This is a genomic window from Arthrobacter sp. 35/47, assembly GCF_000520475.1.
Taxonomy (GTDB): Bacteria; Actinomycetota; Actinomycetes; order Actinomycetales; family Micrococcaceae; genus Arthrobacter_D; species Arthrobacter_D subterraneus.
On sequence record NZ_KI914605.1, the window covers coordinates 1 to 21,103 of the forward strand.

A 21,103-nucleotide genomic window follows, 5' to 3' on the forward strand; every position below is an offset into this window, starting at 1 on the left:
GACAAGGGCTGCGCCTTCCCGGACTGCACGGTGCCCGCCACCTGGTGCGAAGCCCACCACATCGTCCCGTGGGCAACGGGCGGAACCACCAGCATCAGCCACGGCGTGCTGCTCTGCTCCCGGCATCACCACCTGATCCACGAGGGCAACTGGTCGGTCGAATCAGTTCAGGGAATCCCATGGTTCCGGCCACCGAAATACATCGACCCCCACCGGAACCCCAAACGCAACCGGTACCGGCAAGTGGAAGAAGCCGTCCACCACCAACTCGCACACACCGGACCCAGCACCGCGCCACCATGACCGGAAGACGCCTGGGCAATTGTTGCCTACCAGCCGACATGAAAGTCATGTCGGGCTCGCTGGTTGGACGCGCGGTCAAGATTACTCGTTCAACGCGCGTCAGGCTCACTCGTCCGAGGCGCGTCAGGCTCAATCGTTCAACGCGCGTCAGGCTCACTCGTCCGAGGCGCGGCCCGACTTACTCGTTGGACGCCCGGTCAGCCTCTTTACGGCGGCGGTTGGCCGCGTGTTCCACGACTTCGTCCAACTCGTCCATGCTGAGCAGGTCCTTGCGCAGGTGCTTGGTCCGGTAACCTGCGCGTCCCACCATGTGCGCGGAAACCGGAGCCGTCAGCAGCTGGAAGACCCAGCAGAGCACCAGCACAGGGATCGCAGCCCAGGTGCGCTGCTGTACCGCAATTGCCAGCAGGAACAGCAGCAGGCCGAGCACCTGCGGCTTGGTCGCCGCGTGCATACGGCTCAACAGGTCAGGAAAACGCAACAGGCCGACTGCTGCGGCCAGCGACATGAGGGCCCCGCCGAGGAGGAGCACACCGGCGAGAAGATCCAGGGCAGCGTCCATCAGCGGTTCACTTCCTCTCGGTGACGAACCGGGCCACCGTCACGGATGCGATAAACCCGATGACCGAGGTCGCCACCAGGATCACCAGGCTGTTGGTGTGACCGTTAAACACCATCTCCGCCGCCAGTGCGCCGCCCACAATGGCGAGCAGCACATCGACAGCCAGTACCCGGTCAAGGATCGACGGTCCGCGCGCCACCCGGTAGATGGCGCAGAGCGCCGAGAATCCGAGGATGACGGCCACAATTCCGAGCAGGATGCTCACTGGTGTCCCCTTCCGTCGAGGTGATGCGGAGCAGGCATGCCCAACCGTGCGAGATCCTCGCGTGACCCCATTGCCCGGATCAGCCATTCCTCGGTCCGCCGCACATTCCGGCGGACGTTCTCCGCGTCCTCGCTGGTAACGACGTTCAGGCAGTGCAGGTACAGGGTGGAGGTGGATCGGTCCACCTCCACCACGAGGGACCCGGGGATCAGCGAGAGCGCGTGCCCGGTGGCCGTCACCAGCAGGTCCGAGGGACTGCGCAGCCGCACCGCAACCACCGCGTTCTTCAGGTGGGGGCCGCGGGTGAGCGCCAGCCAGAAGACCTGGACGCTGGCGAGAACCAACTGGTAGAGGAACCTGCCGGCAAACCCGACGGCGTACAGCAGGTTGAACCGCCCGCCCAGTTCAACCGGCGGGAGGTAGAGCAGGTTGGCGACGGCGAACGCGATCAGCGCGCCGAATAGCAGGTTGCCCGGGCTGAAATCCTGCCAGAGGGCTCCCCACACCAGCACAAGCCAGACCAGCAGCGGAAGTTCAACGAGGAGCGGGATGCGTTGCCTGGACATCATGGTGTTGCTCCTGCCGCTTCGGTGGCTCCCTCACCGAGGACCGCGTCAATATAGGGCGTCCGCTCCAGCATCTGCTGCGCCGCCTGGTCGCTCAGCGCGAACAGGGGTCCACCCATGACGGTCAGGCTGACGCCGAGCAGGACCAGCCCGGCCGTGGCTCCCACCATGGTGCGCGGGAGCAGGTCCACGGCGTTCCTGCCCGCAAACTTCCCGGTGCTGTGGCCAGTGACCTTCCCCGAGGTGGTGGCGGCGGACCCGTCGTGTGAGGTGGACATCAGGATCGGGTCCGGGTGCGTAGCGTCCTCGGGCCTGCGCCAGAACGCGCGGTTCCATACCCGCGCAATCACCAGCAGGGTCAGGAGGCTGGTTGTCACGCTTGCTCCCACCAGCACAAAGGCCAGAGGCGTACCAAGTTCCACGCCTGCCTGCAGCAGGCCAAGCTTCCCGAGGAACCCGGAGAACGGCGGTATGCCTGCGAGGTTCATGCCGGGTACAAAGAACAGCAGTGCCAGGAAGGGGGAGATTTTCGCGAGCCCGCCGAGCCGGTCCATGTTGGCAGTTCCGCCGCGGCGTTCGATGAGGCCCGTCACGAGGAACAGGCTGGTCTGCACAATGATGTGGTGCGCCACGTAGTAGACCGCAGCTCCGAGACCGATGACGGTGGAGATGGCAAGCCCGAACACCATGTAGCCGATGTGGCTGACGAGCGTGAAGGAGAGCATACGTTTGATGTCCGACTGGGCGAGCGCGCCGAGAATCCCCACAATCATGGTGAGCATCGCGACCACCATGAGAAGCGTATTGATCCGGTCGCCAGGGAACAGCAGCGTTTCAGTGCGGACCATCGCGTACACGCCGACCTTCGTCAGCAGGCCTGCGAACACCGCAGTGACCGGCGCCGGCGCTGTCGGGTAGGAGTCGGGCAGCCAGAACGACAGGGGGAAGACTGCCGCCTTGATACCAAAGGCCACCAGCAGCATCAGATGCAGGATCATTTGCGTGGCGGGGTCGATGTCGGCCAGTTTCAGGGCCAGGTCGGCCATGTTGATGGTTCCCGTGGCGGCGTAAATCATGCCGATGCTGATCAGGAACAGCATCGATGACACCACGCTGACGACGACGTAGGTCACCCCGGCACGGATGCGCGGCGTGGTGCCGCCGAGGGTCATCAATACGTAGCTGGAGGTGAGCAGGATTTCGAATCCGACGTACAGGTTGAAGAGGTCACCGGCCAGGAAGGCGTTGGAAACACCGGCCACCAGAATCAGGTAGGTGGGGTGGAAGATCGAGATCGGGCCGTCTTCATCGCCGTCGGTCATGCCCTGGCCGGTGGCGTAGATCAGGACCGCCAGGCTCACCGCGGAAGACACCACCAGCATCAGCGCGGAGAACTGGTCCACGACCATCGTGATGCCGAAGGGCGCCGCCCATCCCCCGATGAAGACCGCCGTGGTTCCCCTGGCGCCTGCATCCACGAGAAGGAACGCCTCAATCAGCAGCGTGACGCTTAACGTACCGATGCTCACCGCGCGCTGTGACCGGGAGTGGCGGATGAGGAGGAAGGCCATGGCCGCGCCGAGGATCGGCAGCACGACGGCCAGCGGCGCCAGGTTGGCTACATTCATCGCTTCTCCCTCCGTGTAGTGGTCCGGGTGCTGGGTCCGCGCTGCGCGCCGGGTGCTTCCTCCGCCTCTTCAACCGGAGTGAATTCGGTGGTCTCGACGGGAATCTCTGCGTCATCCTCAGCATCGAAGCTGCTCTGCGACGCCACCCGCCGGTCCTCGATGTCGTCCTGGACCTCATCCTGGCGGCCGAGGACCCATGACCGGTAGATGATGCCGAGCATGAACGCCGTGACCGCGAAGGAGATGACAATCGAGGTGAGGATCAGCGCCTGCGGCAGGGGATCGCTGTACTCCTCGGCAGGGATGTCGGCCGAATACAGGGGCGCTTTCCCCGCCGGCCCGCCGCCGGCGAGCAGCAGCATGTTCGCGCCGTTCGCGACGAGGATCAGGCCGAGCAGGACCCGGGTCAGGCTTCGCTCCAGCAGAAGGTAGATCCCGGCGGCAAAGAGGGCGGCCATGATTACCAGCAGCGTGATGTTGACGCTCACGGAACCACCTCTTCCTTTGGACCCCTGGACTCTTCTTGTTCCGCCGCCGGTTCAGGCGTTCCGGCGTCGATGGTTGCGGTCTGACCCTCGCTGCGCTCATCGATTTCCGAGCCGAGGCTGCGCAGCACGTCAAGGACCAGCCCCACCACCACCAGGTAGACCCCGATGTCGAAGATGGTGGAGGTGACGAACTTGATGTCTCCGAAGACGGGCCAGGTGAACTCGAGGATTGCGCTCTGGAACACCTGGCCGCCGAGGAACACCGGCACAATCGCGGTGAGCGCGGCGGTAGCCAGGCCTCCGCCCAACAGCAGCCCTGCACTGACGGGGGTTGCCTCAGCCAGCTCGAAACGCCCGCCCGCAAGGTAGCGGATGGTCAGCGCCAGCCCCGCCATCAGACCGCCGGCAAAACCTCCGCCGGGCAGGTTGTGCCCGGCGATCAGCAGGTAGACCGAAAAAACAATGATCGAGTGGAACAGCAGCCGCGTGACCACCTCGAAGATGATGGAGCGCCGTTCCGGAGCGAGCGTCCGTCCGGCGACAAGCCAGGCATCGTTGGCGGAGCTCGCGAACTTCTTCGCCAGCTCGAGGGCCGCGGCTTCCCGTCCGTAGGCATCGATCGGTTCTTTGTTCCGGCCTACAGTTCCGCTCTTGACCCCGTCCGCACGCACCCGGCCGTCGCCACGGCCCCGGATGAAGATGAGGCTCGCAACACCCGTGGCTGCGATGGCGAGCACGCTGATCTCACCGAAAGTGTCCCACGCCCTGATGTCCACCAGGGTGACGTTGACAATGTTGGCACCGCCGCCGTCGTCGTACGCCAGCGAGGGGAAGCTCCGCGAGATCGGCTCCGCCACCCGGGAGGCCATCGCCGACATGGCAATGGCGGCCATCACCAGGCCGAAGGAGATTCCCAGCACTCCCCGAAGCACCCGGTACTTCCGGCCGGTTTCACGCTGCCACAGGCGCGCGGGCAGCGATCTGAGCGCCAGCACAAAGGCAACCAGCACAATGGTCTCGACCAGAAGCTGCGTCAACGCCAGGTCCGGGGCGCCCTGCAGCGCGAAGATGAGCGCGATGCCGTAACCGGTGAGCCCCACCATGATGACGGCCATGAACCGCTTGTTGGCGCGCAGTGCGGCCAGCGCGCCCAGAATGACGACGACGCCGGCAATCAGCTGGGCGGGTGAGTCCGCCAGATACCACTCCTGCGGCACCGGCGCATTGAAGAGGATCAGCGCGGAGAGCGGGGTGAGGATCGCCATCGTCAGGATCACGAACAGGTAGAACGCCAGGGAGCCACGCTGGGTCCGGCCGGTCAGCCACACGGCGACATCATCGAGGACGCCGATCACGAACTTGTAGTTCTGTTCGGCGTCGATGTTTGTCGCCATCCTCGTCTGCAGCCGTTCGAACCGCTCGCGCAGCAGGAACAGGACGAGGCCGCCGCCGATGGTGGCCAGGGAGAGGAACAGCGCGGGCGTGACGCCGTGCCACAGCAGCAGGTGGGGTGTCTCCTCGACCGGCGGGAACAGGCTCACGTACGGCTGGACAGCTGCGTCCAGCGGCGCCGGCAGCAGGCCGAAGACCACGGAGGCAGCGGCAAGCAGCGCCGGAGCAAACAGGAAGGAGGGCTCCACCCGCTTGAACGGTGTGGGCATTGCTGACTTGCGTGCAAACCCGCCCCAGATGAAACGGGCGCTGTAGGCGAAGGTCAGCATCGAGCCGAGGACCATCCCTGCCAGGACCACCGCGCCGGACGGACCGCCTTCTGCGTGATGGACGAACGCTTCAAGCACGGACTCCTTCGCCACGAAACCCAGCAGCGGCGGCAGGCCGGCCATGGATGCGGCGGCGAGGACAGCGACCGAGGCGAGCAGGGGCGCCGAGCGGCCGATACCGCACAGCTTACGGATGTCGCGGGTGCCGGCCTGGTGGTCGATGATGCCGACCACCAGGAACAGCGTTGCCTTGAAGAAACCGTGCGCCAGCAGGAGACCGAGTCCGGCGAGCGCTGCCTCCCGGCCGCCGAGACCAACCACCATGGTCAGGAACCCGAGCTGGCTCACCGTCCCATACGCCAGCAGGAGCTTCAGGTCGTGTTGCCGCAGGGCCTGCCAGCCCCCGAAGATCATCGTCACCAGCCCGAAAGCGAGCACAATCGGCGCCCACACGGCATGTTCGGAGAAGCCCGGAGCAAATCTGGCGACCAGGTAGATGCCCGCCTTCACCATGGCCGCGGCATGGAGATACGCGCTCACCGGCGTGGGCGCCGCCATGGCGCTCGGAAGCCAGAAGTGGAACGGAACCAGGGCTGACTTGGAGAGCGCGCCCACCAGGATGAGCACGAGGGCTGTCTCAACCATCGGGCCGGTGAGCGCGTCCGCCCGGGCGAGGATGTCCGACATCCGGTAGGTTCCCGCCGACTGTCCCAGGAGGATCAGGCCAACGAGCATGGCCAGGCCGCCGAGCGTTGTCACAATGAGGGCCTGCAACGCAGCCCGCCTGGCGGACAGCCGGTGCCGTGAGTACCCGATGAGCAGATAGGACAGCACCGTGGTGAGTTCCCAGAAGATGAACAGGAGGATGAGGTCGTCGGCAATCACGAGCCCGAACATGGCGCCGGCGAACGCCAGCAGGTGCGCGCCGAACGGCCCGACGTCCGCGTCGTCCTGTTTGAAGTAGCGGGCGCAGTAGAACAGCACGAGGGACCCGACGCCGAGGACCAGGATGCTGAGAACGGCCGATAGGGCGTCCATCCGGAACGCCAGCTCGAGCTGGAGCTGGGGGATCCAGGGAACGACGACGGACGGCGGTGCGTTGGGCTGGCCGCTGCCGAGACCCTGCCCGGTGCCGGTGTAGGCGCCGAAGGTCATCAGGAGCCAGATGAAACCTGCCGCCGGAACGGCGGAAAGGACGTAGAACGCCGACCGTCCCATGAGCCGGAAGATCAGGGGCGCTATCCCGGCCACCGCGAAGAGGGCGATGAGCACGAGTAGCACGATGATCTCCTGATCTCTCCTGTAGAGACGGTCAGCTGACGGTCAAGGGCGTTTTTCTATTCTACCCGAGGCATGCTTATACTCCGGCCCCGTTCAGCCCTCCGCTCAAGCGGCCGGCACCCGGAATAAAAGCGGGGCTCAGGCGGTTGAACTCCCCCAGCAGATAGCATGCAGCGTATGAGCACGGAACCCCGCCAACCCACCGGCCGTCTACTGTCCAGACCCGTACTCGCGTGGGCTTCCTGGGACTGGGGCTCCGCCGCGTTCAATGCCGTCATGACCACGTTCGTGTTCACCGTCTACCTGACCTCGGACGCGTTCGGCGGCGAGGCCTATGCCTCCGGGGTGCTTGGAGCCGGTCTGGCGGTCGCGGGCCTGTTCATTGCCCTGCTGGCACCCGTGACGGGCCAGCGCTCCGATGTGGGCGGCCGCCGGAAGCTCTGGCTGGGAGTAAACAGCCTCGCAGTAGCCGTCCTGACCGCGCTGTGTTTCTTTGTCTTTCCGCGACCGGAGCTGCTGCTCCTGGGCGTGGCGCTGATCGCGGCGGCCAACATCTTCTTCGAATTCGCCGGCGTCAACTACAACGCGATGCTTGCGCAGATCTCAACGCCGTCCAGTATCGGCCGCGTCAGCGGTTTCGGTTGGGCGATGGGCTATGTGGGCGGCATTGCGGCCCTGGTGATTGTGCTGGTTGCTTTTGTTCAGCCGGTCTTCGACTGGTTCGGTTCCAGCACCGAGGACGCCCTCAACATCCGGCTGGTTGCCGTGTTCTCCGCACTCTGGTTCCTCGCGTTCGCGCTACCGGTGATGTTCGCCGTGCCGGAGGTCCCGCGCCAGCGGAACGCCGACAGGCTCGGCTTCCTTGCGTCCTACGGCCTGCTCTTCCGCCGCATCAAGGCGATCTACCGGACCAGCCCGCACACCATCTTCTTCCTCCTCGCGAGCGCCATCTTCCGTGACGGCCTTGCGGCGGTGTTCACGTTCGGCGGTGTCATCGCTGCGGGAACCTTCGGTTTCGCGCTCAGCGAGGTGATCCTCTTCGCGATCGTCGGCAACGTCATCGCAGCGGTCGGTGCAGTGATCGGAGGCTTCTTCGACGACCGCGTGGGCCCCAAGCTGGTGATTATCGTGGCGCTGATCGGCCTGCTGGGGTCCGGCACCGCAATTCTGATCCTCGGTGCGGAGGATCACGACTTTTTCGGAGTGCAGTGGAGCGGTGACACCACGTTCTGGGTCTTCGGGCTTCTGCTCACCCTGTTTATGGGCCCGGCGCAGGCCTCGTCACGCGCGTACCTCGCACGCCTGTCCCCCGCCGGTGAGGAGGGCGAGATGTTCGGCCTCTACGCAACCACGGGCCGCGCCGTCAGCTTCCTGGCCCCGGCACTGTTCTCCCTCTTCATCGGCATCTTCGGGGAACAGCGGTTCGGGATCATCGGGATCCTGGTGGTGCTGCTTGCAGGACTGTTGGTCCTGCTTCCGGTGAAGCCGCCGGCAAAGGTGACTCCCGCCGTCGTGCCTGCGCCCTGAACCGTGTCTGCGCCCTGAGTTCTGCTGTCAGGCGCCGGCAGCGGGTTCCTGTTCCGCTGAGCCCTCCGTAATGGGAGTGCGGTGGAAATTCAGGTGGCTGCGTGACGCCGTCGGGCCCCTCTGGCCCTGGTAACGGTTGCCGTACGGGCCGGATCCGTACGAGTGCTCCGCCGGCGAGGTGAGCTTGAAGAAGCACAACTGACCGATCTTGGAGCCCGGCCACAGCTTGATCGGCAACGTTGCCATATTGGACAGCTCCAGGGTGACGTGGCCGGAGAAGCCCGGGTCGATGAACCCGGCGGTTGAGTGGGTGAGCAGCCCCAGGCGGCCCAGCGAGGATTTGCCCTCGAGCCGTGCGGCGATGTCGTCGGGCAGGGTGACCATCTCATAGGTGGAACCGAGGACAAACTCCCCCGGGTGCAGGATGAACGGCTCATCCGGAGCCACTTCGACCAGGCGCGTCAGGTCCGGCTGGTTCTCGGCCGGATCGATGTGGGCGTACTTGTGGTTGTCGAAGAGCCGGAAGAACCGGTCGATGCGGACGTCCACGCTCGACGGCTGGACCATCGCGGGATCATAGGGGTCGAGGAGAATGCGCTCGGCGGCAATTTCGGTTCGGATGTCGCGGTCTGAGATCAGCACCGTCTAAAAATACCGTACGAGGATTGCCGCAGATTCATCGGCGAAGCTCAGCGCCCGATCTCGGTTCTCACCGCGAACAATTCGGGGAAGAACGTCAGCTCCAGCGCCTTCTGGAGGAAACCGACCCCGCTCGAGCCGCCGGTTCCGCTCTTGTAGCCGATGGTGCGCTCCACCGTCTTCAGGTGCCTGAACCGCCACAGCTGGAAGTTGTCCTCCAGGTCCACGAGTTCCTCGCACGCCTCGTAGACATCCCAGTGCCCGGCGGAGTCCTCGTAAACCTCCTTGTAGACCTGCACCAGAGCGGGGTTGAATTCGTGTGCCTGGGTGACGTCCCGCTCGAGCAGCTCCGCCGGGATAGCGTAGCCGCGCCGGGACAGGTAGCGGGTGAACTCGTCATAGATGCTCGTCTCGTGCAGCAGCCGGGACAGAAGCTCCCGGGCCTCAGGGTCACTTTCGAAAACCTGCAGCATCGCCGCGTTCTTGTTGCCCAGCAGGAATTCGACGGCGCGGTACTGGTAGGACTGGAAACCGCTGGCCGCCTGGAGCGCACCACGGAACTCCGCATACTCCGACGGCGTCAGCGTCGCCAGCACGGACCACTGTTCGGTGAGGGACCGCTGGATGTGCTTGATCCGGGCGATGCCCTTCATCGCTGCCCGCAGGTCATCGCTGCGCAGTCGCGTCCGGACCGCGCCAAGTTCATGCAGGACGAGCTTCAGCCAGAGCTCGGAGGTCTGGTGCTGGATGATGAACAGCATCTCGTCATGGTGCTCCGGCCGACTGACCGGATGCTGCGCGCTCAGCAGCGCATCCAGCGCCAGGTACGAGCCGTAACTCATCTTCTGCGAGAAGTCCTTCTCAATGCCGGCCTCGAGATCCCGGGTGTTCCGCTCCACACTCATGGCCCCAGCCTAGTTCTTCGCTGGACATTGAAGACTGTCAGAGGCGGCAACTAGGTTGGACCCAACCAAGGAGGCCGCATGAACGCACCCGTACATACCCGCTGCAGCATCGTTCCGCCCTATCTGTTGTCCAGGCTTGCCGGCCTGGAAGACCCCCGGCACCACAATGCTGCGGCCGCGGCACGTCGGGCGCTGGTGCAGCTGGACCCGATCCACAGTGCGAGGGCCGCCGCTCCGCGGGATCCTTCGCGCGGAGCCGGTACCGCCGTCGTGCTCGCCCTGCGCCGAACTATTTCGGACGCGCGCGGCACGGAAACCCTGCCGGGCGAGGCTGTCCGCCGCGAGGGAGATCCGCCGGTGGGCGACGCAGCGGCAGATGAAGCCTACGACGGCCTCGGTGCAACCTACGGGCTCTTTCAGGAGGTGTACGGAAGGTCCTCGATCGACGACGCCGGGCTGCCGCTGGACGCCACCGTGCACTATGGCCAGCGGTATGACAACGCCTTCTGGGACGGCTTCCGGATGGTCTTCGGAGACGGCGACGGCGAGATCTTCGGCCGGTTCACCGCCTCGCTCACCGTCATCGGCCACGAGCTCGCACACGGGTTCACCCAGTACACCTCCAACCTGCGGTACCAGGGACAGTCGGGAGCGCTCAATGAGTCGGTCTCGGATGTCTTCGGAGTACTGGTGGAGCAGCGGGTGCGCGGCGAGTCCGCTGATACCGCCGGCTGGCTGGTCGGGGAGGGCATCTTCACCGATCAGGTGCAGGGGCGCGCGCTGCGCTCGCTGAAGGCGCCCGGAACCGCTTACGACGACGACGTCCTGGGCAAGGACCCGCAGCCCGCCACCATGGCCGATTATGTGGAAACTACGTCTGACAACGGCGGTGTCCACATCAATTCCGGTATCCCGAATCACGCGTTCTATATCGCCGCAACCCGGCTGGGCGGCTACGCCTGGGAACGGGCAGGCCAGATCTGGTATGACGCCGCGACCGGTGGAAACGTTCCCGAGGACTGCACCTTCTCCCGGTTCGCGGACGTGACAGTGGACGCGGCGAAGGCCCGCTTCGGTGAAGGTTCACCGGAGGTGGAGGCTGTCGGGTACGCCTGGCGGGAGGTGGGTGTGCTGTGACCCGCATCGAGGTCTCGCGGTCCGGCGGCTTCGCCGGGTTGTCGCGCACCTGGAGCGTCGAGGTGAGTCCCGCCGAGGCTGAGGAGCGCTGGCTGCCTCTCCTGGAGCAGGCCGAGGCGGAGAACGCAGAGACCCTCCAACGGGACCGCTTCATCTACCACATCGTGGTGGTGGGCTACCGCGATGCGACGGTCCCCGAGAGCGCCGTGCAGGGCCCCTGGAAGGAGCTGCTCGAACGTGCCCGCAACGCGCCGCCCGAGGAGCCGGCGGAAGAACTGCCTGACGAGCCGGCGGAGGAACCAGGGGGCCACACCTGAGTCCGTCACGCAGCGGCTGCGCCGTCACCTGTGTCATCAGGTCACGTCATCAGGCCACCCGGTAGATGTTGTAGTGTTTATGGAGCGGTTCAGGCCGCATGCGGGCGTAGCTCAATGGTAGAGCGCTAGCTTCCCAAGCTCGATACGCGGGTTCGATTCCCGTCGCCCGCTCCAGAAAAGAATCCGCTCCAGGAAAGAATCATGGCTCAGCCCGTCGTCCGGGGGCCGAACATGATCACGGCGACGCCGATCAGGCAGACGGCACTGCCCACCAGGTCCCAGCGGTCCGGACGGAACCCGTCCAGAACCACTCCCCACGCGAGGGAACCCGCAACAAATACGCCTCCATAGGCCGCGAGAATCCGGCCGAAGTGCGCTTCCGGCTGGAGCGTCGCCACGAATCCGTAGGCACCGAGGGCCATGACGCCCAATCCGGCCCACCACCATGGCCGGCCCTCCCGAATGCTCTGCCAGACAAGCCAGGCACCCCCGATTTCGGCCAACGCTGCAACGGCAAAGAGCACAACCACAAGGAGCACGTTCATGGTCCCCATTATTTCCCTGCGGAAGCGGACCTTGTTCCCTGCGGAAGCGCACTCTTCCCTTCGGAAACGGACCGGCGGCCCGGCTACGAAACCTTCGGCACGATCGCAACCAGCCGGCGTCGTTCGTGCGGTGAACGTGTCCAGCGGAAGCGCACCGTGAGCTGGCCCCGGCGGGCAAGTACGACGGCGATGCACCCCGCCGCCAGCACCGGAACCCCGCCCGCCACCACCATTGTTGCCTGCGCGCCGATATTCTCCGCGAGCCAGCCGACCATAGGACCGCCCAGCGCCTGGCCGCCGATGAGCACCATCATGTACAGGCTCATGACGCGGCCGCGGATGGCAAGGTTCGTGGAAACCTGGACAAGCTGGTTGGCTCCGGTGACAAACCACAGGCATCCGATACCGGCACAGAACATCAGCGCGGTGAACGCGAGCTGGCTGGGAACATACGCGGCAAGCACCATGAACCCGCCGAACGCGGTCATCCCGCCGAGCACCCCACGCAATCGCAACTGGGTCCGCCTTGTTGATGCGAGGGCTCCCACCAGCGACCCGCTCGCGAGCGCCGTATTGAGCAGCCCATAGCCACCCGCGCCGGACTCGAAGACGTCGTCGGCAAAGGCCGCCAGGAGCACCGGAGTGCTGAGCGCAAACACCGCGACAAACGCCGCGCAGACGGTGGTCCAGAAAATCGCCGGCTTGCCGGCGAGATACCGGGCACCCTCGCGCAGCTGTCCCTTTGAACGAGCGGCGGGGGCGGTGGTGTTGAGCTGGTCCGTACGCAGCCGGCACAGGGTCAGCACCGTGTAGGTGCAGGCGAGCGCATTGATGGCGAACGCCCAGCCGCTCCCGACAGCGACAATCAGCAAACCGCTGACGGCCGGACCCACCATGGCTCCGAGCTGGAAGATCGAGGAGTTGAGGCTGATGGCGTTGCGCAGGTAGGTGGCGCCCACGAGGTCATTGACGAAGACCTGCCGTGCCGGCGCATCCACCACTGTGACCAGGCCCAGCACGAGGGCAATGAGGTAGACGTGCCATACCTCGATGGCCCCGGTCAGTGACAGCACGGCCATGGTTGCAGCCATCAGGGCGGCAACGCTCTGCGAAATGATGAGGAGCACGCGCTTGGAACAGCGGTCGGCAACCACCCCTCCCCACGGTCCAAGGATCAGCATCGGCGCAAACTGCAGTGCCACCGTAATCCCGACCGCGGTCACCGACCCGGACAGTTCGAGCACCATCCAGTCCTGCGCGATGCGCTGCATCCAGAGCGCGACGACGGCAATCAGGTGGGATATGGCGAAGAGGCGGAAGTTGGGGATGCGCAGGGAGATGAACGTGTCCCGCCAGGCGGGGCGCTGGTGAATCACGGCGATCGGAGCGGTCAGAGTCGGGTCTCCGGCGGGCGCGGAGGGTGGTGGGGGTGCCAAGAGAGTGTTCCTGAGCTAGTTCGGGTGACGGCTGGAAGGAGTGGGACCATTCAACGCTAACCAGCGCCGGTCACATTAGGAACAGTGATCAGGCTTATAAGTACTATTGCAGAACGTAATAAACATGAGGGAAGGGCCGTCCGTGTTTGATTCGCTCCAGCTGAAGTCCTTTCTCGCGGTCGCGGAAACGCACAGTTTTACCGGGGCCGCCGCGCGGCTGGGCCTGAGCCAGCCCACAGTCAGCCAGCACGTCCGGAAGCTGGAGAAGGCGGCCGGCAGGATGCTGATTGCCCGGGATACCCGGGAGGTGCGCCTGACCGACAACGGCGACGCGATGGCGGGGTTCGCGCGCACCATCCTCGCGGCGCAGGAACAGGCGCTCGCCTATTTCTCGGGCTCGGCGATGCGCGGGCGGCTCCGTTTCGGTGTCGCGGATGATCTTGCGATCACCCAGCTCCCCCGCATCCTCCGCCATTTCCGACAGCTGTATCCGCAGATCAACCTGGAGCTGACCGTGTCGCAGAGCCCTCCGCTGCTGCGGCGCCTGCGCGCCGGCCAACTGGACCTCATCCTCATCAAGTACATGGCTGGAACCGGTGAGGGCACCCTGGTGCAGCGTGACCGCCTGGTGTGGGCCGGCCACGGCAAAACAACGCTCGACGACGGCGCACCCGTCCCGCTGATCGCCTACCAGGCGCCCAGCCTCAGCCGGCAGATGGCCATCGAGGCGCTCGAGAAGGCCGGCCGAACCTGGCGGATCACGTGCAACACCCGTGAGATCAACGGCGTGCTGGCGGCCGCGCGCGCGGGCATCGGTCTGGCGGTCTTTCCGCAGTCCCTCATTCCGGACGACCTGGTGCAGGTAACCAACCGGTTTGACCTGCCGCCGCTCGGGGATGTGGATTTCACCCTACAGAGCAACCCGCTGGCAAACCAGGAACTGGTGGAGACACTGAGCAGCGCCATCCTCGGCCGGGCGCTGCGGAAATCGGCTGACTCCTGAGCCGGCCGGGTGCCGGCGGCGTGCCCAACCCCACATCGCACACCGGCGGCAGCCAGCGTAGACTTGACGCGATGAATCGCACAATGTTCAAGTCCAAGATCCACCGCGCCACGGTGACCCACGCGGACCTCCACTACGTGGGTTCGGTGACGGTCGACCTGGACCTGCTGGACGCCGCGGACATCCTTCCCGGCGAAATGGTCTCCATCGTGGACGTCACCAACGGTGCCCGTCTGGAGACCTACACCATCGCCGGCGAGCGCGGTTCGGGTGTCCTCGGCATCAACGGTCCCGCAGCGCACCTGGTTCACCAGGGCGACACCGTCATTCTCATCACCTATGCGGCAATGACCACCGAAGAGGCGCGCTCCTATGTGCCCACCATCGTGCACGTCGATTCCGCCAACAAGATCATCGAGTTGGGCAATGACCCAGCTGAAGGCTTGACGGAGGGCCTGCAGCGTCCGCCGTTCGCACTGAACAACGCAGCGCTTCTCTAGCACGCTCCCGGCAAACCCACCCGGCAAACCTTCGAATGGCCCCGCAGTTTCTGCGGGGCCATTGCCGTACCCGGGCACCGGCGCACCGCGCGAACTGCGCCTCCTAGCGGAATCGCCGCCCAGGGCTTAGTGTCGAGAACACAAAGGGTGCTTCGTATTCTCCGGTTGGAACAACCGGAGGGCTGGAAGCAGTCCAAACTCGATGTGGAGGCGAGGTACGTATGCCGGGAAATCGCAGGATTATTCAGCAGCGAGAGCGGGTACGGGAACGCCGTGTCGCAGTGGCAGTCACCTCGCTGGGCCTCACTTCCCTCCTACTCACCGGATGCGGACCGGCGGATTCCGGTCCACCGACTCTCACCTGGTACATCAACCCCGACGCCGGCGGCCAGGCTGACATCGCGCAGCGCTGTACCGAGGAGGCAGACGGGGAATACCGGATCGAAACATCACTCCTCCCCAATGACGCAGCGGCGCAGCGCGAGCAGCTTGCGCGGCGGCTCGCGGCCAATGACTCTTCGCTCGACATCATGAGCATCGATCCTCCGTTTGTCCCCGAGCTGGCAACCTTCCTCGCCCCGGTTCCCGAGGACATTGCCGATAGCACCACCGAGAACACCCTGGAAGGCGCATTGGCGGGAGCCATGTACGAGGACCGACTGGTCACCGTACCGTTCTGGGCGAACACCCAGATTCTCTGGTACCGGGAATCAGTGGCTGAGGAAGCCGGACTCGACATGTCACAGCCCGTGACCTGGGACCAGCTGATGGAAGTGGCCGCGGAACAGGACGTTGAACTTGGTGTCCAGGGTTCGCAGGCCGAGTCCATGACCGTGTGGATCAATTCGTTGATCGAATCGGCCGGGGGCACCATCCTGGAGAATCCGGAGGCCCCGGCTGACGAAATCGAGCTGGGACTGGACAGTGAGGCCGGCCGGGAGGCCGCCCGGATCATCGGCACCATCGGCGACGAAGGGCTCGGCGGCCCGGGCCTGGCAACGTCCACGGAAGGCACCTCGCTGACGGAGTTCCAGGGTGATACCGGCTCCTTCATGGTGAACTATCCGTTTGTCTGGCCGGCCACGCAGGGCGCCGTCGAAGGCGGCAGCCTGGATCAGGCGCTGCTCGATGACATCGGCTGGGCGCTCTACCCACGGGTCAGCGAGGACCAGGAGGCGGCGGCGCCGCTCGGGGGAATCAACCTCGGTGTCGGGGCGAGCAGCGATAACCCCGAACTCGCGTACCAGGCTGTCGAGTGCATCGTCCAGCCGGAAAACCAGACCGAGTACTTCCTGACCAACGGCAATCCGCCATCCAATTCCGAGGCTTACGAGGATCCGCGCATCGAGGAGCAGTTCCCGATGGCGGAAACGATCCGTGAATCACTGGAGAACGCAGCACCCCGCCCGCAGACCCCCTTCTATAACGAGATCTCGAGCGGCTTGCAGCAGACCTGGACCCCACCAGAGGGAGTGGAGCCGGAAACCACGCCGGAAGAATCCGCGGAGTTCATCACCGCTGTGCTGAGAGGGGAGAGGCTGTTGTGACCAGTGCGATCACCAAGAACCCGGAGGCCATGAAGACCAACGGCCGCCGGAACAACGATTACAGCGACAGGGCCAAAGCGGAGCGGCGCCTGGGCTGGATTCTCGCGGGGCCTGCATTCATCATCATGCTGGCGGTCACCCTCTATCCGATCATCCAGGCCTTCTTCGACTCCCTCTACGCGTTCCGCCTGACCGCACCGGATGAGCGGCAGTTCATCTTCTTCCAGAATTACGTGACCATTCTGAGCGACCCGGTCTGGTGGCGGGACCTGCTCGTCACCCTCCTGATCACCGTGGTGACGGTCGCCGTCGAGCTTGTCCTCGGTTTTGCGCTTGCCCTGGTGATGCACCGGGCACTCAAGGCAGTCCGGGGTTGGCTCCGCACAGCCATCCTGGTGCCCTACGGGATCATCACCGTGGTTTCCGCCTACGCCTGGTTCTATGCGTTCGACATCAGCTCCGGCTACGTCAACTCCTGGTTCAACTGGGTACCGGGCATTGATCAGGACCTGAACTGGTTTGCGCAGGCGAGCACGGCGCTGCCCGTCATCATGGCTTCGGAGATCTGGAAGACCACGCCTTTCATTTCGCTCCTTCTCCTCGCCGGTCTGGCGCAGGTACCGGACGAGCTGACGGAAGCCGCAAAGGTCGACGGCGCCACCTGGTGGGAACAGATGCGCAAGGTCATCATCCCGAACATGAAGGCAGCCATCATGGTTGCTGTCCTGTTCCGGGCACTCGATGCTTTCCGCATCTTCGACAACGTGTTCATCATGACCAACGGGCAGTACGGCACGGAAGTGCTCTCACTGCTCGCGTACCGAACATCCATCAGCAGGCTGGAGATCGGGCTGGGTTCAGCGGTGTCGGTTCTGCTCTTCGCCTGCGTTCTCCTGATCAGCTTCATTGCGATCAAGATCTTCAAGGTTGATCTCGCCGGCTCGACAGGAGGAAAGCGATGAAGTCATCCGGACGCGAAAAACTCGTGTGGACGCTCATTTCCATTGCAGTTCTGATCTATGCGCTATTCCCTGTGGCATCCATCCTCGCCACCTCGTTCAAGTCACCCGGAGATTTGACCAACGGCAAGTTCCTCCCCTCCCCCGGCCTGGCCACGCTCAGCAACTATGAGCAGATCCTGGTCGGCGATGCGCAGGAACTGTTCCTGTCGGCGCTGCGGAACTCCATCGGCATCTCGCTGATCGCGACGTTCATCGCCGTTGTGCTCGCAACGCTGTGTGCCTACGCGATTGCGCGATTGGACTTCCCCGGCAAGAAGGTCATTCTGACGACGGCGCTTGCCGTGTCGATCTTTCCGGTCATCTCGATCGTCACCCCGCTGTTCAACCTCTGGCGAAACATCGGACTGTACGACACCTGGCTGGGGCTCATCATCCCGTACCTGTCCCTGACGCTCCCCATCTCGATCTGGACCCTGGCAGCGTTCTTCCGCCAGATTCCATGGGAACTTGAGCAGGCGGCGCAGGTCGACGGCGCCACCACCTGGCAAGCCTTCCGCAAGGCGATCGTTCCGCTTGCCGCACCGGGGGTATTCACCACCGCGATCATTGCCTTTTTCATCGCGTGGAACGACTTCGTCTATGGGATATCACTGACGTCCACAGAAGCAGCCCGCCCGGTGCCTGCAGCGTTGGCGTTCTTCACCGGGGCTTCGCAGTTCGAGTCTCCCACCGGCGCCATCTCGGCGGCGGCCATCATTGTCACCATTCCGGTTGTGCTGCTGGTATTGCTGTTCCAGCGGCAGATCGTTTCAGGCCTGACCCAGGGCGCAGTCAAGGGTTGAGAACCGAAGGAAGAGGATCCAGAACATGGCTTCTATCACGCTGAAGAATCTCGTCAAGAAGTACGGGGATGGGTTTCCCGCCGTCAATGACATCAGCATCGACATCGAGGACGGCGAGTTCATCATCCTGGTGGGCCCGTCGGGCTGCGGCAAGTCCACCCTGCTGCGCATGATCGTGGGGCTCGAGGACATCACGTCCGGTGATCTCTACATCAATGACGAGCGGGTGAACTCCAAGGCGCCGCGCGAGAGAAACCTCGCAATGGTCTTCCAGAACTATGCGTTGTACCCGCATCTGACGGTCTTCGAGAACATCGCCTTCCCGCTGCGTCTGGCGAAGGGCAGGCACAGCGAGGAGGAAGTGCAGCGTCTCGTCAACGGGGCGGCCGCCACTCTGGAACTGACCGACCACCTGCAGCGCAAGCCTGCCAACCTCTCCGGCGGCCAGCGGCAGCGCGTGGCGATGGGCCGGGCGATCGTGCGTCAGGCGGATGCCTTCCTGTTCGACGAGCCGCTGTCCAACCTCGATGCGAAGCTGCGCGGGCAGATGCGATCGGAGATCTCCCAGATGCAGCGGCGGCTGGGAACCACGTCGGTGTACGTGACCCATGACCAGACCGAGGCCATGACGCTCGGCGACCGCGTGGCAGTCCTGAAGAAGGGTGAGCTGCAGCAGATCGCCTCGCCGCGGGAGTTGTATGAACAGCCGGTCAACCTGTTTGTTGCCGGATTCATCGGGAGCCCGTCGATGAACTTCCTTCCGGCCACAATCGAGAACGGGAAGCTCCAGACCTCCCTTGGGGCGCTGGACGTACCCGCTGAGAAGGCGGCGAAGGCGGAAGGCCGGAAGATCGTGCTGGTCGGTGTCCGCCCGGAATTCTTCGAAGATGCCAAGCTCGTCGATGACGCCAAGAAGCCCCACGGCTCAACGTTCAAGGCAACGCTGACCCACACGGAGTGGCTGGGGAACGAACAGTACGGGTACATCAACTTCGATCCTGCCCCGGAGGTCCGCGAACTGCTCGACAACCTTGCCCGGGACATGGACGCTGACGAGTTGCGGCCGCAGGTTGTGGTGACCCTTGATGCCGCCAGCCGCATCCGCGGTGGCCGCGAATCGGAGATCTGGCTGGATACCCGCAAGCTGCACCTCTTCGATCCCGAGACAGGCGAGAACCTCACCCGTGATGCCGAAGCCGGCGCTGCGCTCACCGCTGAGGCCAGCCAGGAACGTGCCGAGGAAATCGCCAGCGCACATGCGGCCGACCGCGACATGGAATCGGGTACCGGCTCGGCCGGCTCAGGAGGTAGCCACGCGGCAGCAAGCTGACGGTGACCGGGTTGTACGCTGATGGCTATGGCGAGCAAAGACGCAGCAGACGCTGAGACAACATCGGCCGATCACATTTCCCTGATCACGGCCGGGTACACCTTCGAGGAACCTTCCATCCAGCTGGGAGCCGCGGTGGTGGGCGGCACCGTCCATCCCGAGGCTGCCGTGCGCCTGCCGCTGGCCATGATGAACCGTCATGGCCTCGTCTCGGGGGCAACCGGAACCGGGAAGACCATCACGCTCCAGGTCCTCGCCGAGCAACTGAGCATCGGCGGGGTGCCTGTGTTCCTTGCCGACATCAAGGGTGACCTCACCGGACTGTCCACGCCCGGAGCGGGCGCAGAGAAGCTCCTCAAACGCACACAGTCCGTAGGCCAGTCCTGGTCTGCGGCGAGCTTCCCGGTGGAGTACTTCTCGCTCGGCGGCGACGGCGTGGGGGTACCCATCCGGGCGACCATCTCCGATTTCGGTCCGCTGCTCCTGGCCCGGGTGCTGGATCTCAACGAGACCCAGGAGTCCAGCCTGCAACTGGTGTTCCACTACGCGGACAAGGCCGGCCTGGAACTGTTCAACCTCGCAGACCTCCGGGCTGTGATCACCTTCCTGGTCTCCGATGAGGGCAAGGACGCGCTCGAACAGCTCGGCGGCCTGTCGAAAGCAACCGCCGGCGTGATTCTCCGCGAGCTCATCACCCTCGAGGCGCAGGGCATGGACCGGTTCTTCGGCGAACCCGAATTCGACACCGGGGATCTGCTGCGTACCGGTGCTGACGGCCGCGGCATCATCAACTGCCTCGAACTTCCCACGCTCCAGCAGAAGCCACAGCTGTTTTCGACCTTCCTCATGTGGCTGGTCGCCGATCTTTTCGCAGACCTGCCCGAGGTCGGTGACCTCGACAAACCGAAACTCGTGTTCTTCCTCGACGAGGCACACCTGCTGTTCAACGGCGCATCGAAGGCGTTCCTGCAGTCCATCCAGACCACTGTCCGGCTGATCCGTTCCAAGGGCGTGGGCATCTTCTTTGTCACCCAGACACCCCGCGACGTTCCCGCGGAGGTCCTCGGCCAGCTCGCGAACCGCGTCCAGCACGCATTGCGCGCCTTCACCCCGGATGATGCCAAAGCGCTGAAGTCGACCGTCTCCACCTTCCCCATCAGCCCCTACGACCTCGAGGAGGTCCTCACCACGGCCGGCATCGGCGAGGCCGTCGTCACCGTCATGAACGAGAATGGCGCCCCCACTCCCGTCGCCTGGACCCGCATGTTCTCCCCGCAGTCCACCATGGGACCGTCTCCTGCCGGCGTCGTCGAGGACATCGTGAAGAGTTCTCCACTCCTCGCGGACTACGGAACCCCCATCGACAGCCACTCCGCCTTCGAGAAACTCTCCGGACAGGCGGAAGCAGAAACTCCAACAACGACGACGGCGGCTCCCCCATCCACTGCGGACGAACCTCCCGCTGCAGGGCGGCTTCCCACCCAGGCCGAGATCGACGCCGATGCACGCCGTATCGAGGAGGAAATCCTCGGCCGGCCCAGCAACCGTCCGCCCAGTGCACGCAGGGAGCAGCCCGCGCCTGACTCCGGGACAAACCCG

General features: G+C 64.7%; 21 protein-coding genes and 1 tRNA gene. 12 read left to right on the top strand and 10 right to left on the bottom strand.

The window, feature by feature from the left end; translation table 11 throughout:
- On the top strand, positions 1–303 hold a 303-nt coding region (locus X803_RS19555), incomplete at its 5' end, for an HNH endonuclease signature motif containing protein (RefSeq protein ID WP_035778789.1).
- A 178-nt stretch (positions 304–481) separates the two neighbouring features.
- On the opposite strand, the gene mnhG is transcribed toward X803_RS19555, so the two are convergent.
- The 6 genes from mnhG to X803_RS0111745 are packed head-to-tail and all read right to left on the bottom strand — an operon-like array spanning position 482 to position 6,814.
- Positions 482–865 (bottom strand): monovalent cation/H(+) antiporter subunit G, encoded by a 384-nt coding sequence (mnhG, locus tag X803_RS0111720; protein WP_035778792.1) that lies wholly within the window; start codon positions 863–865, stop codon positions 482–484.
- Positions 866–872: 7 nt separating this feature from the next.
- On the bottom strand, positions 873–1,130 hold the full coding sequence (locus X803_RS0111725; protein ID WP_026545283.1) for an MrpF/PhaF family protein: 258 nt from the start codon (positions 1,128–1,130) through the stop codon (positions 873–875).
- Positions 1,127–1,696 (bottom strand): Na+/H+ antiporter subunit E, encoded by a 570-nt coding sequence (locus X803_RS0111730; RefSeq protein WP_026545284.1) that lies wholly within the window; start codon positions 1,694–1,696, stop codon positions 1,127–1,129. The genes X803_RS0111725 and X803_RS0111730 overlap by 4 nt, the downstream gene beginning before the upstream one ends.
- Positions 1,696–3,324 (bottom strand): Na+/H+ antiporter subunit D, encoded by a 1,629-nt coding sequence (locus X803_RS0111735; RefSeq protein WP_026545285.1) that lies wholly within the window; start codon positions 3,322–3,324, stop codon positions 1,696–1,698. Before X803_RS0111735 ends, X803_RS0111730 begins: the two co-directional genes overlap by 1 nt.
- Positions 3,321–3,812, bottom strand: a complete 492-nt coding sequence (locus X803_RS19560) for a Na(+)/H(+) antiporter subunit C (protein ID WP_051470716.1) — start codon at positions 3,810–3,812, stop codon at positions 3,321–3,323. Before X803_RS19560 ends, X803_RS0111735 begins: the two co-directional genes overlap by 4 nt.
- Positions 3,809–6,814, bottom strand: coding sequence for a Na+/H+ antiporter subunit A (locus X803_RS0111745; RefSeq protein WP_026545286.1), 3,006 nt, complete (start codon positions 6,812–6,814; stop codon positions 3,809–3,811). Before X803_RS0111745 ends, X803_RS19560 begins: the two co-directional genes overlap by 4 nt.
- A 177-nt stretch (positions 6,815–6,991) precedes the next feature.
- Between X803_RS0111745 and X803_RS19565 the strand changes: the two genes are divergently transcribed.
- The gene (locus tag X803_RS19565; protein ID WP_253907457.1) at positions 6,992–8,341 is read left to right on the top strand and encodes an MFS transporter; all 1,350 of its coding nucleotides are present in this window, start codon (positions 6,992–6,994) and stop codon (positions 8,339–8,341) included.
- Positions 8,342–8,368: 27 nt separating this feature from the next.
- On the opposite strand, the gene dcd is transcribed toward X803_RS19565, so the two are convergent.
- Entirely contained in the window at positions 8,369–8,983 is a 615-nt protein-coding gene (dcd, locus tag X803_RS0111755; protein WP_026545287.1) for a dCTP deaminase, read from the bottom strand.
- Between the two features lie 47 nt (positions 8,984–9,030).
- A complete protein-coding gene (kynA, locus tag X803_RS0111760) occupies positions 9,031–9,885 on the bottom strand; it encodes a tryptophan 2,3-dioxygenase (protein WP_026545288.1) in 855 nt (284 codons plus the stop codon).
- A 78-nt stretch (positions 9,886–9,963) separates the two neighbouring features.
- Here kynA and X803_RS0111765 point away from each other — a divergent pair, with 78 nt between their 5' ends.
- The 3 genes from X803_RS0111765 to X803_RS0111775 all read left to right on the top strand — a co-directional run bounded on the left by X803_RS0111765 (position 9,964) and on the right by X803_RS0111775 (position 11,513).
- Positions 9,964–11,022: a M4 family metallopeptidase gene (locus X803_RS0111765; protein ID WP_026545289.1), complete on the top strand. Its 1,059-nt coding sequence runs from the start codon at positions 9,964–9,966 to the stop codon at positions 11,020–11,022.
- The gene (locus X803_RS0111770; protein WP_035778794.1) at positions 11,019–11,339 is read left to right on the top strand and encodes a protealysin inhibitor emfourin; all 321 of its coding nucleotides are present in this window, start codon (positions 11,019–11,021) and stop codon (positions 11,337–11,339) included. The genes X803_RS0111765 and X803_RS0111770 overlap by 4 nt, the downstream gene beginning before the upstream one ends.
- Before the next feature lie 100 nt (positions 11,340–11,439).
- A tRNA-Gly gene (locus tag X803_RS0111775) sits at positions 11,440–11,513 on the top strand.
- A gap of 32 nt (positions 11,514–11,545) precedes the next feature.
- On the opposite strand, the gene X803_RS0111780 is transcribed toward X803_RS0111775, so the two are convergent.
- Together X803_RS0111780 and X803_RS0111785 are read right to left on the bottom strand one after the other, a co-directional pair.
- Positions 11,546–11,884 (bottom strand): YnfA family protein, encoded by a 339-nt coding sequence (locus tag X803_RS0111780; RefSeq protein WP_026545291.1) that lies wholly within the window; start codon positions 11,882–11,884, stop codon positions 11,546–11,548.
- 83 nt (positions 11,885–11,967) lie between these two features.
- Complete coding sequence (locus X803_RS0111785) at positions 11,968–13,320, bottom strand: MFS transporter (protein ID WP_026545292.1); 1,353 nt, start codon at positions 13,318–13,320, stop codon at positions 11,968–11,970.
- A gap of 142 nt (positions 13,321–13,462) precedes the next feature.
- Between X803_RS0111785 and X803_RS0111790 the strand changes: the two genes are divergently transcribed.
- From X803_RS0111790 to X803_RS19570, 7 genes are all read left to right on the top strand, one after another.
- A complete protein-coding gene (locus tag X803_RS0111790) occupies positions 13,463–14,323 on the top strand; it encodes a LysR substrate-binding domain-containing protein (protein ID WP_026545293.1) in 861 nt (286 codons plus the stop codon).
- 71 nt (positions 14,324–14,394) lie between these two features.
- Positions 14,395–14,823, top strand: a complete 429-nt coding sequence (gene panD / locus X803_RS0111795; protein ID WP_026545294.1) for an aspartate 1-decarboxylase — start codon at positions 14,395–14,397, stop codon at positions 14,821–14,823.
- A gap of 281 nt (positions 14,824–15,104) precedes the next feature.
- On the top strand, positions 15,105–16,370 hold the full coding sequence (locus X803_RS0111800) for an extracellular solute-binding protein (RefSeq protein WP_026545295.1): 1,266 nt from the start codon (positions 15,105–15,107) through the stop codon (positions 16,368–16,370).
- A 29-nt stretch (positions 16,371–16,399) separates the two neighbouring features.
- The gene (locus tag X803_RS0111805; protein ID WP_051470719.1) at positions 16,400–17,332 is read left to right on the top strand and encodes a carbohydrate ABC transporter permease; all 933 of its coding nucleotides are present in this window, start codon (positions 16,400–16,402) and stop codon (positions 17,330–17,332) included.
- Complete coding sequence (locus tag X803_RS0111810; protein ID WP_026545297.1) at positions 17,329–18,174, top strand: carbohydrate ABC transporter permease; 846 nt, start codon at positions 17,329–17,331, stop codon at positions 18,172–18,174. Before X803_RS0111805 ends, X803_RS0111810 begins: the two co-directional genes overlap by 4 nt.
- A gap of 25 nt (positions 18,175–18,199) precedes the next feature.
- Positions 18,200–19,504, top strand: coding sequence for an ABC transporter ATP-binding protein (gene ugpC / locus X803_RS0111815; RefSeq protein ID WP_026545298.1), 1,305 nt, complete (start codon positions 18,200–18,202; stop codon positions 19,502–19,504).
- A 21-nt stretch (positions 19,505–19,525) separates the two neighbouring features.
- On the top strand, positions 19,526–21,103 hold a 1,578-nt coding region (locus X803_RS19570; protein ID WP_035778798.1), incomplete at its 3' end, for a helicase HerA-like domain-containing protein.

Excerpts from the sequence above, each read along its gene's own strand:
- mnhG (WP_035778792.1), bottom strand. The coding sequence starts at position 865 with ATGGACGCTGCCCTGGATCTTCTCGCCGGTGTGCTCCTCCTCGGCGGG.
- X803_RS0111730 (WP_026545284.1), bottom strand. The coding sequence starts at position 1,696 with ATGTCCAGGCAACGCATCCCGCTCCTCGTTGAACTTCCGCTGCTGGTC.
- X803_RS0111735 (WP_026545285.1), bottom strand. The coding sequence starts at position 3,324 with ATGAATGTAGCCAACCTGGCGCCGCTGGCCGTCGTGCTGCCGATCCTC.
- X803_RS19565 (WP_253907457.1), top strand. The coding sequence starts at position 6,992 with ATGAGCACGGAACCCCGCCAACCCACCGGCCGTCTACTGTCCAGACCC.
- kynA (WP_026545288.1), bottom strand. The coding sequence starts at position 9,885 with ATGAGTGTGGAGCGGAACACCCGGGATCTCGAGGCCGGCATTGAGAAG.
- X803_RS0111765 (WP_026545289.1), top strand. The coding sequence starts at position 9,964 with ATGAACGCACCCGTACATACCCGCTGCAGCATCGTTCCGCCCTATCTG.
- X803_RS0111780 (WP_026545291.1), bottom strand. The coding sequence starts at position 11,884 with ATGAACGTGCTCCTTGTGGTTGTGCTCTTTGCCGTTGCAGCGTTGGCC.
- panD (WP_026545294.1), top strand. The coding sequence starts at position 14,395 with ATGAATCGCACAATGTTCAAGTCCAAGATCCACCGCGCCACGGTGACC.
- X803_RS0111805 (WP_051470719.1), top strand. The coding sequence starts at position 16,400 with ATGAAGACCAACGGCCGCCGGAACAACGATTACAGCGACAGGGCCAAA.
- X803_RS0111810 (WP_026545297.1), top strand. The coding sequence starts at position 17,329 with ATGAAGTCATCCGGACGCGAAAAACTCGTGTGGACGCTCATTTCCATT.
- ugpC (WP_026545298.1), top strand. The coding sequence starts at position 18,200 with ATGGCTTCTATCACGCTGAAGAATCTCGTCAAGAAGTACGGGGATGGG.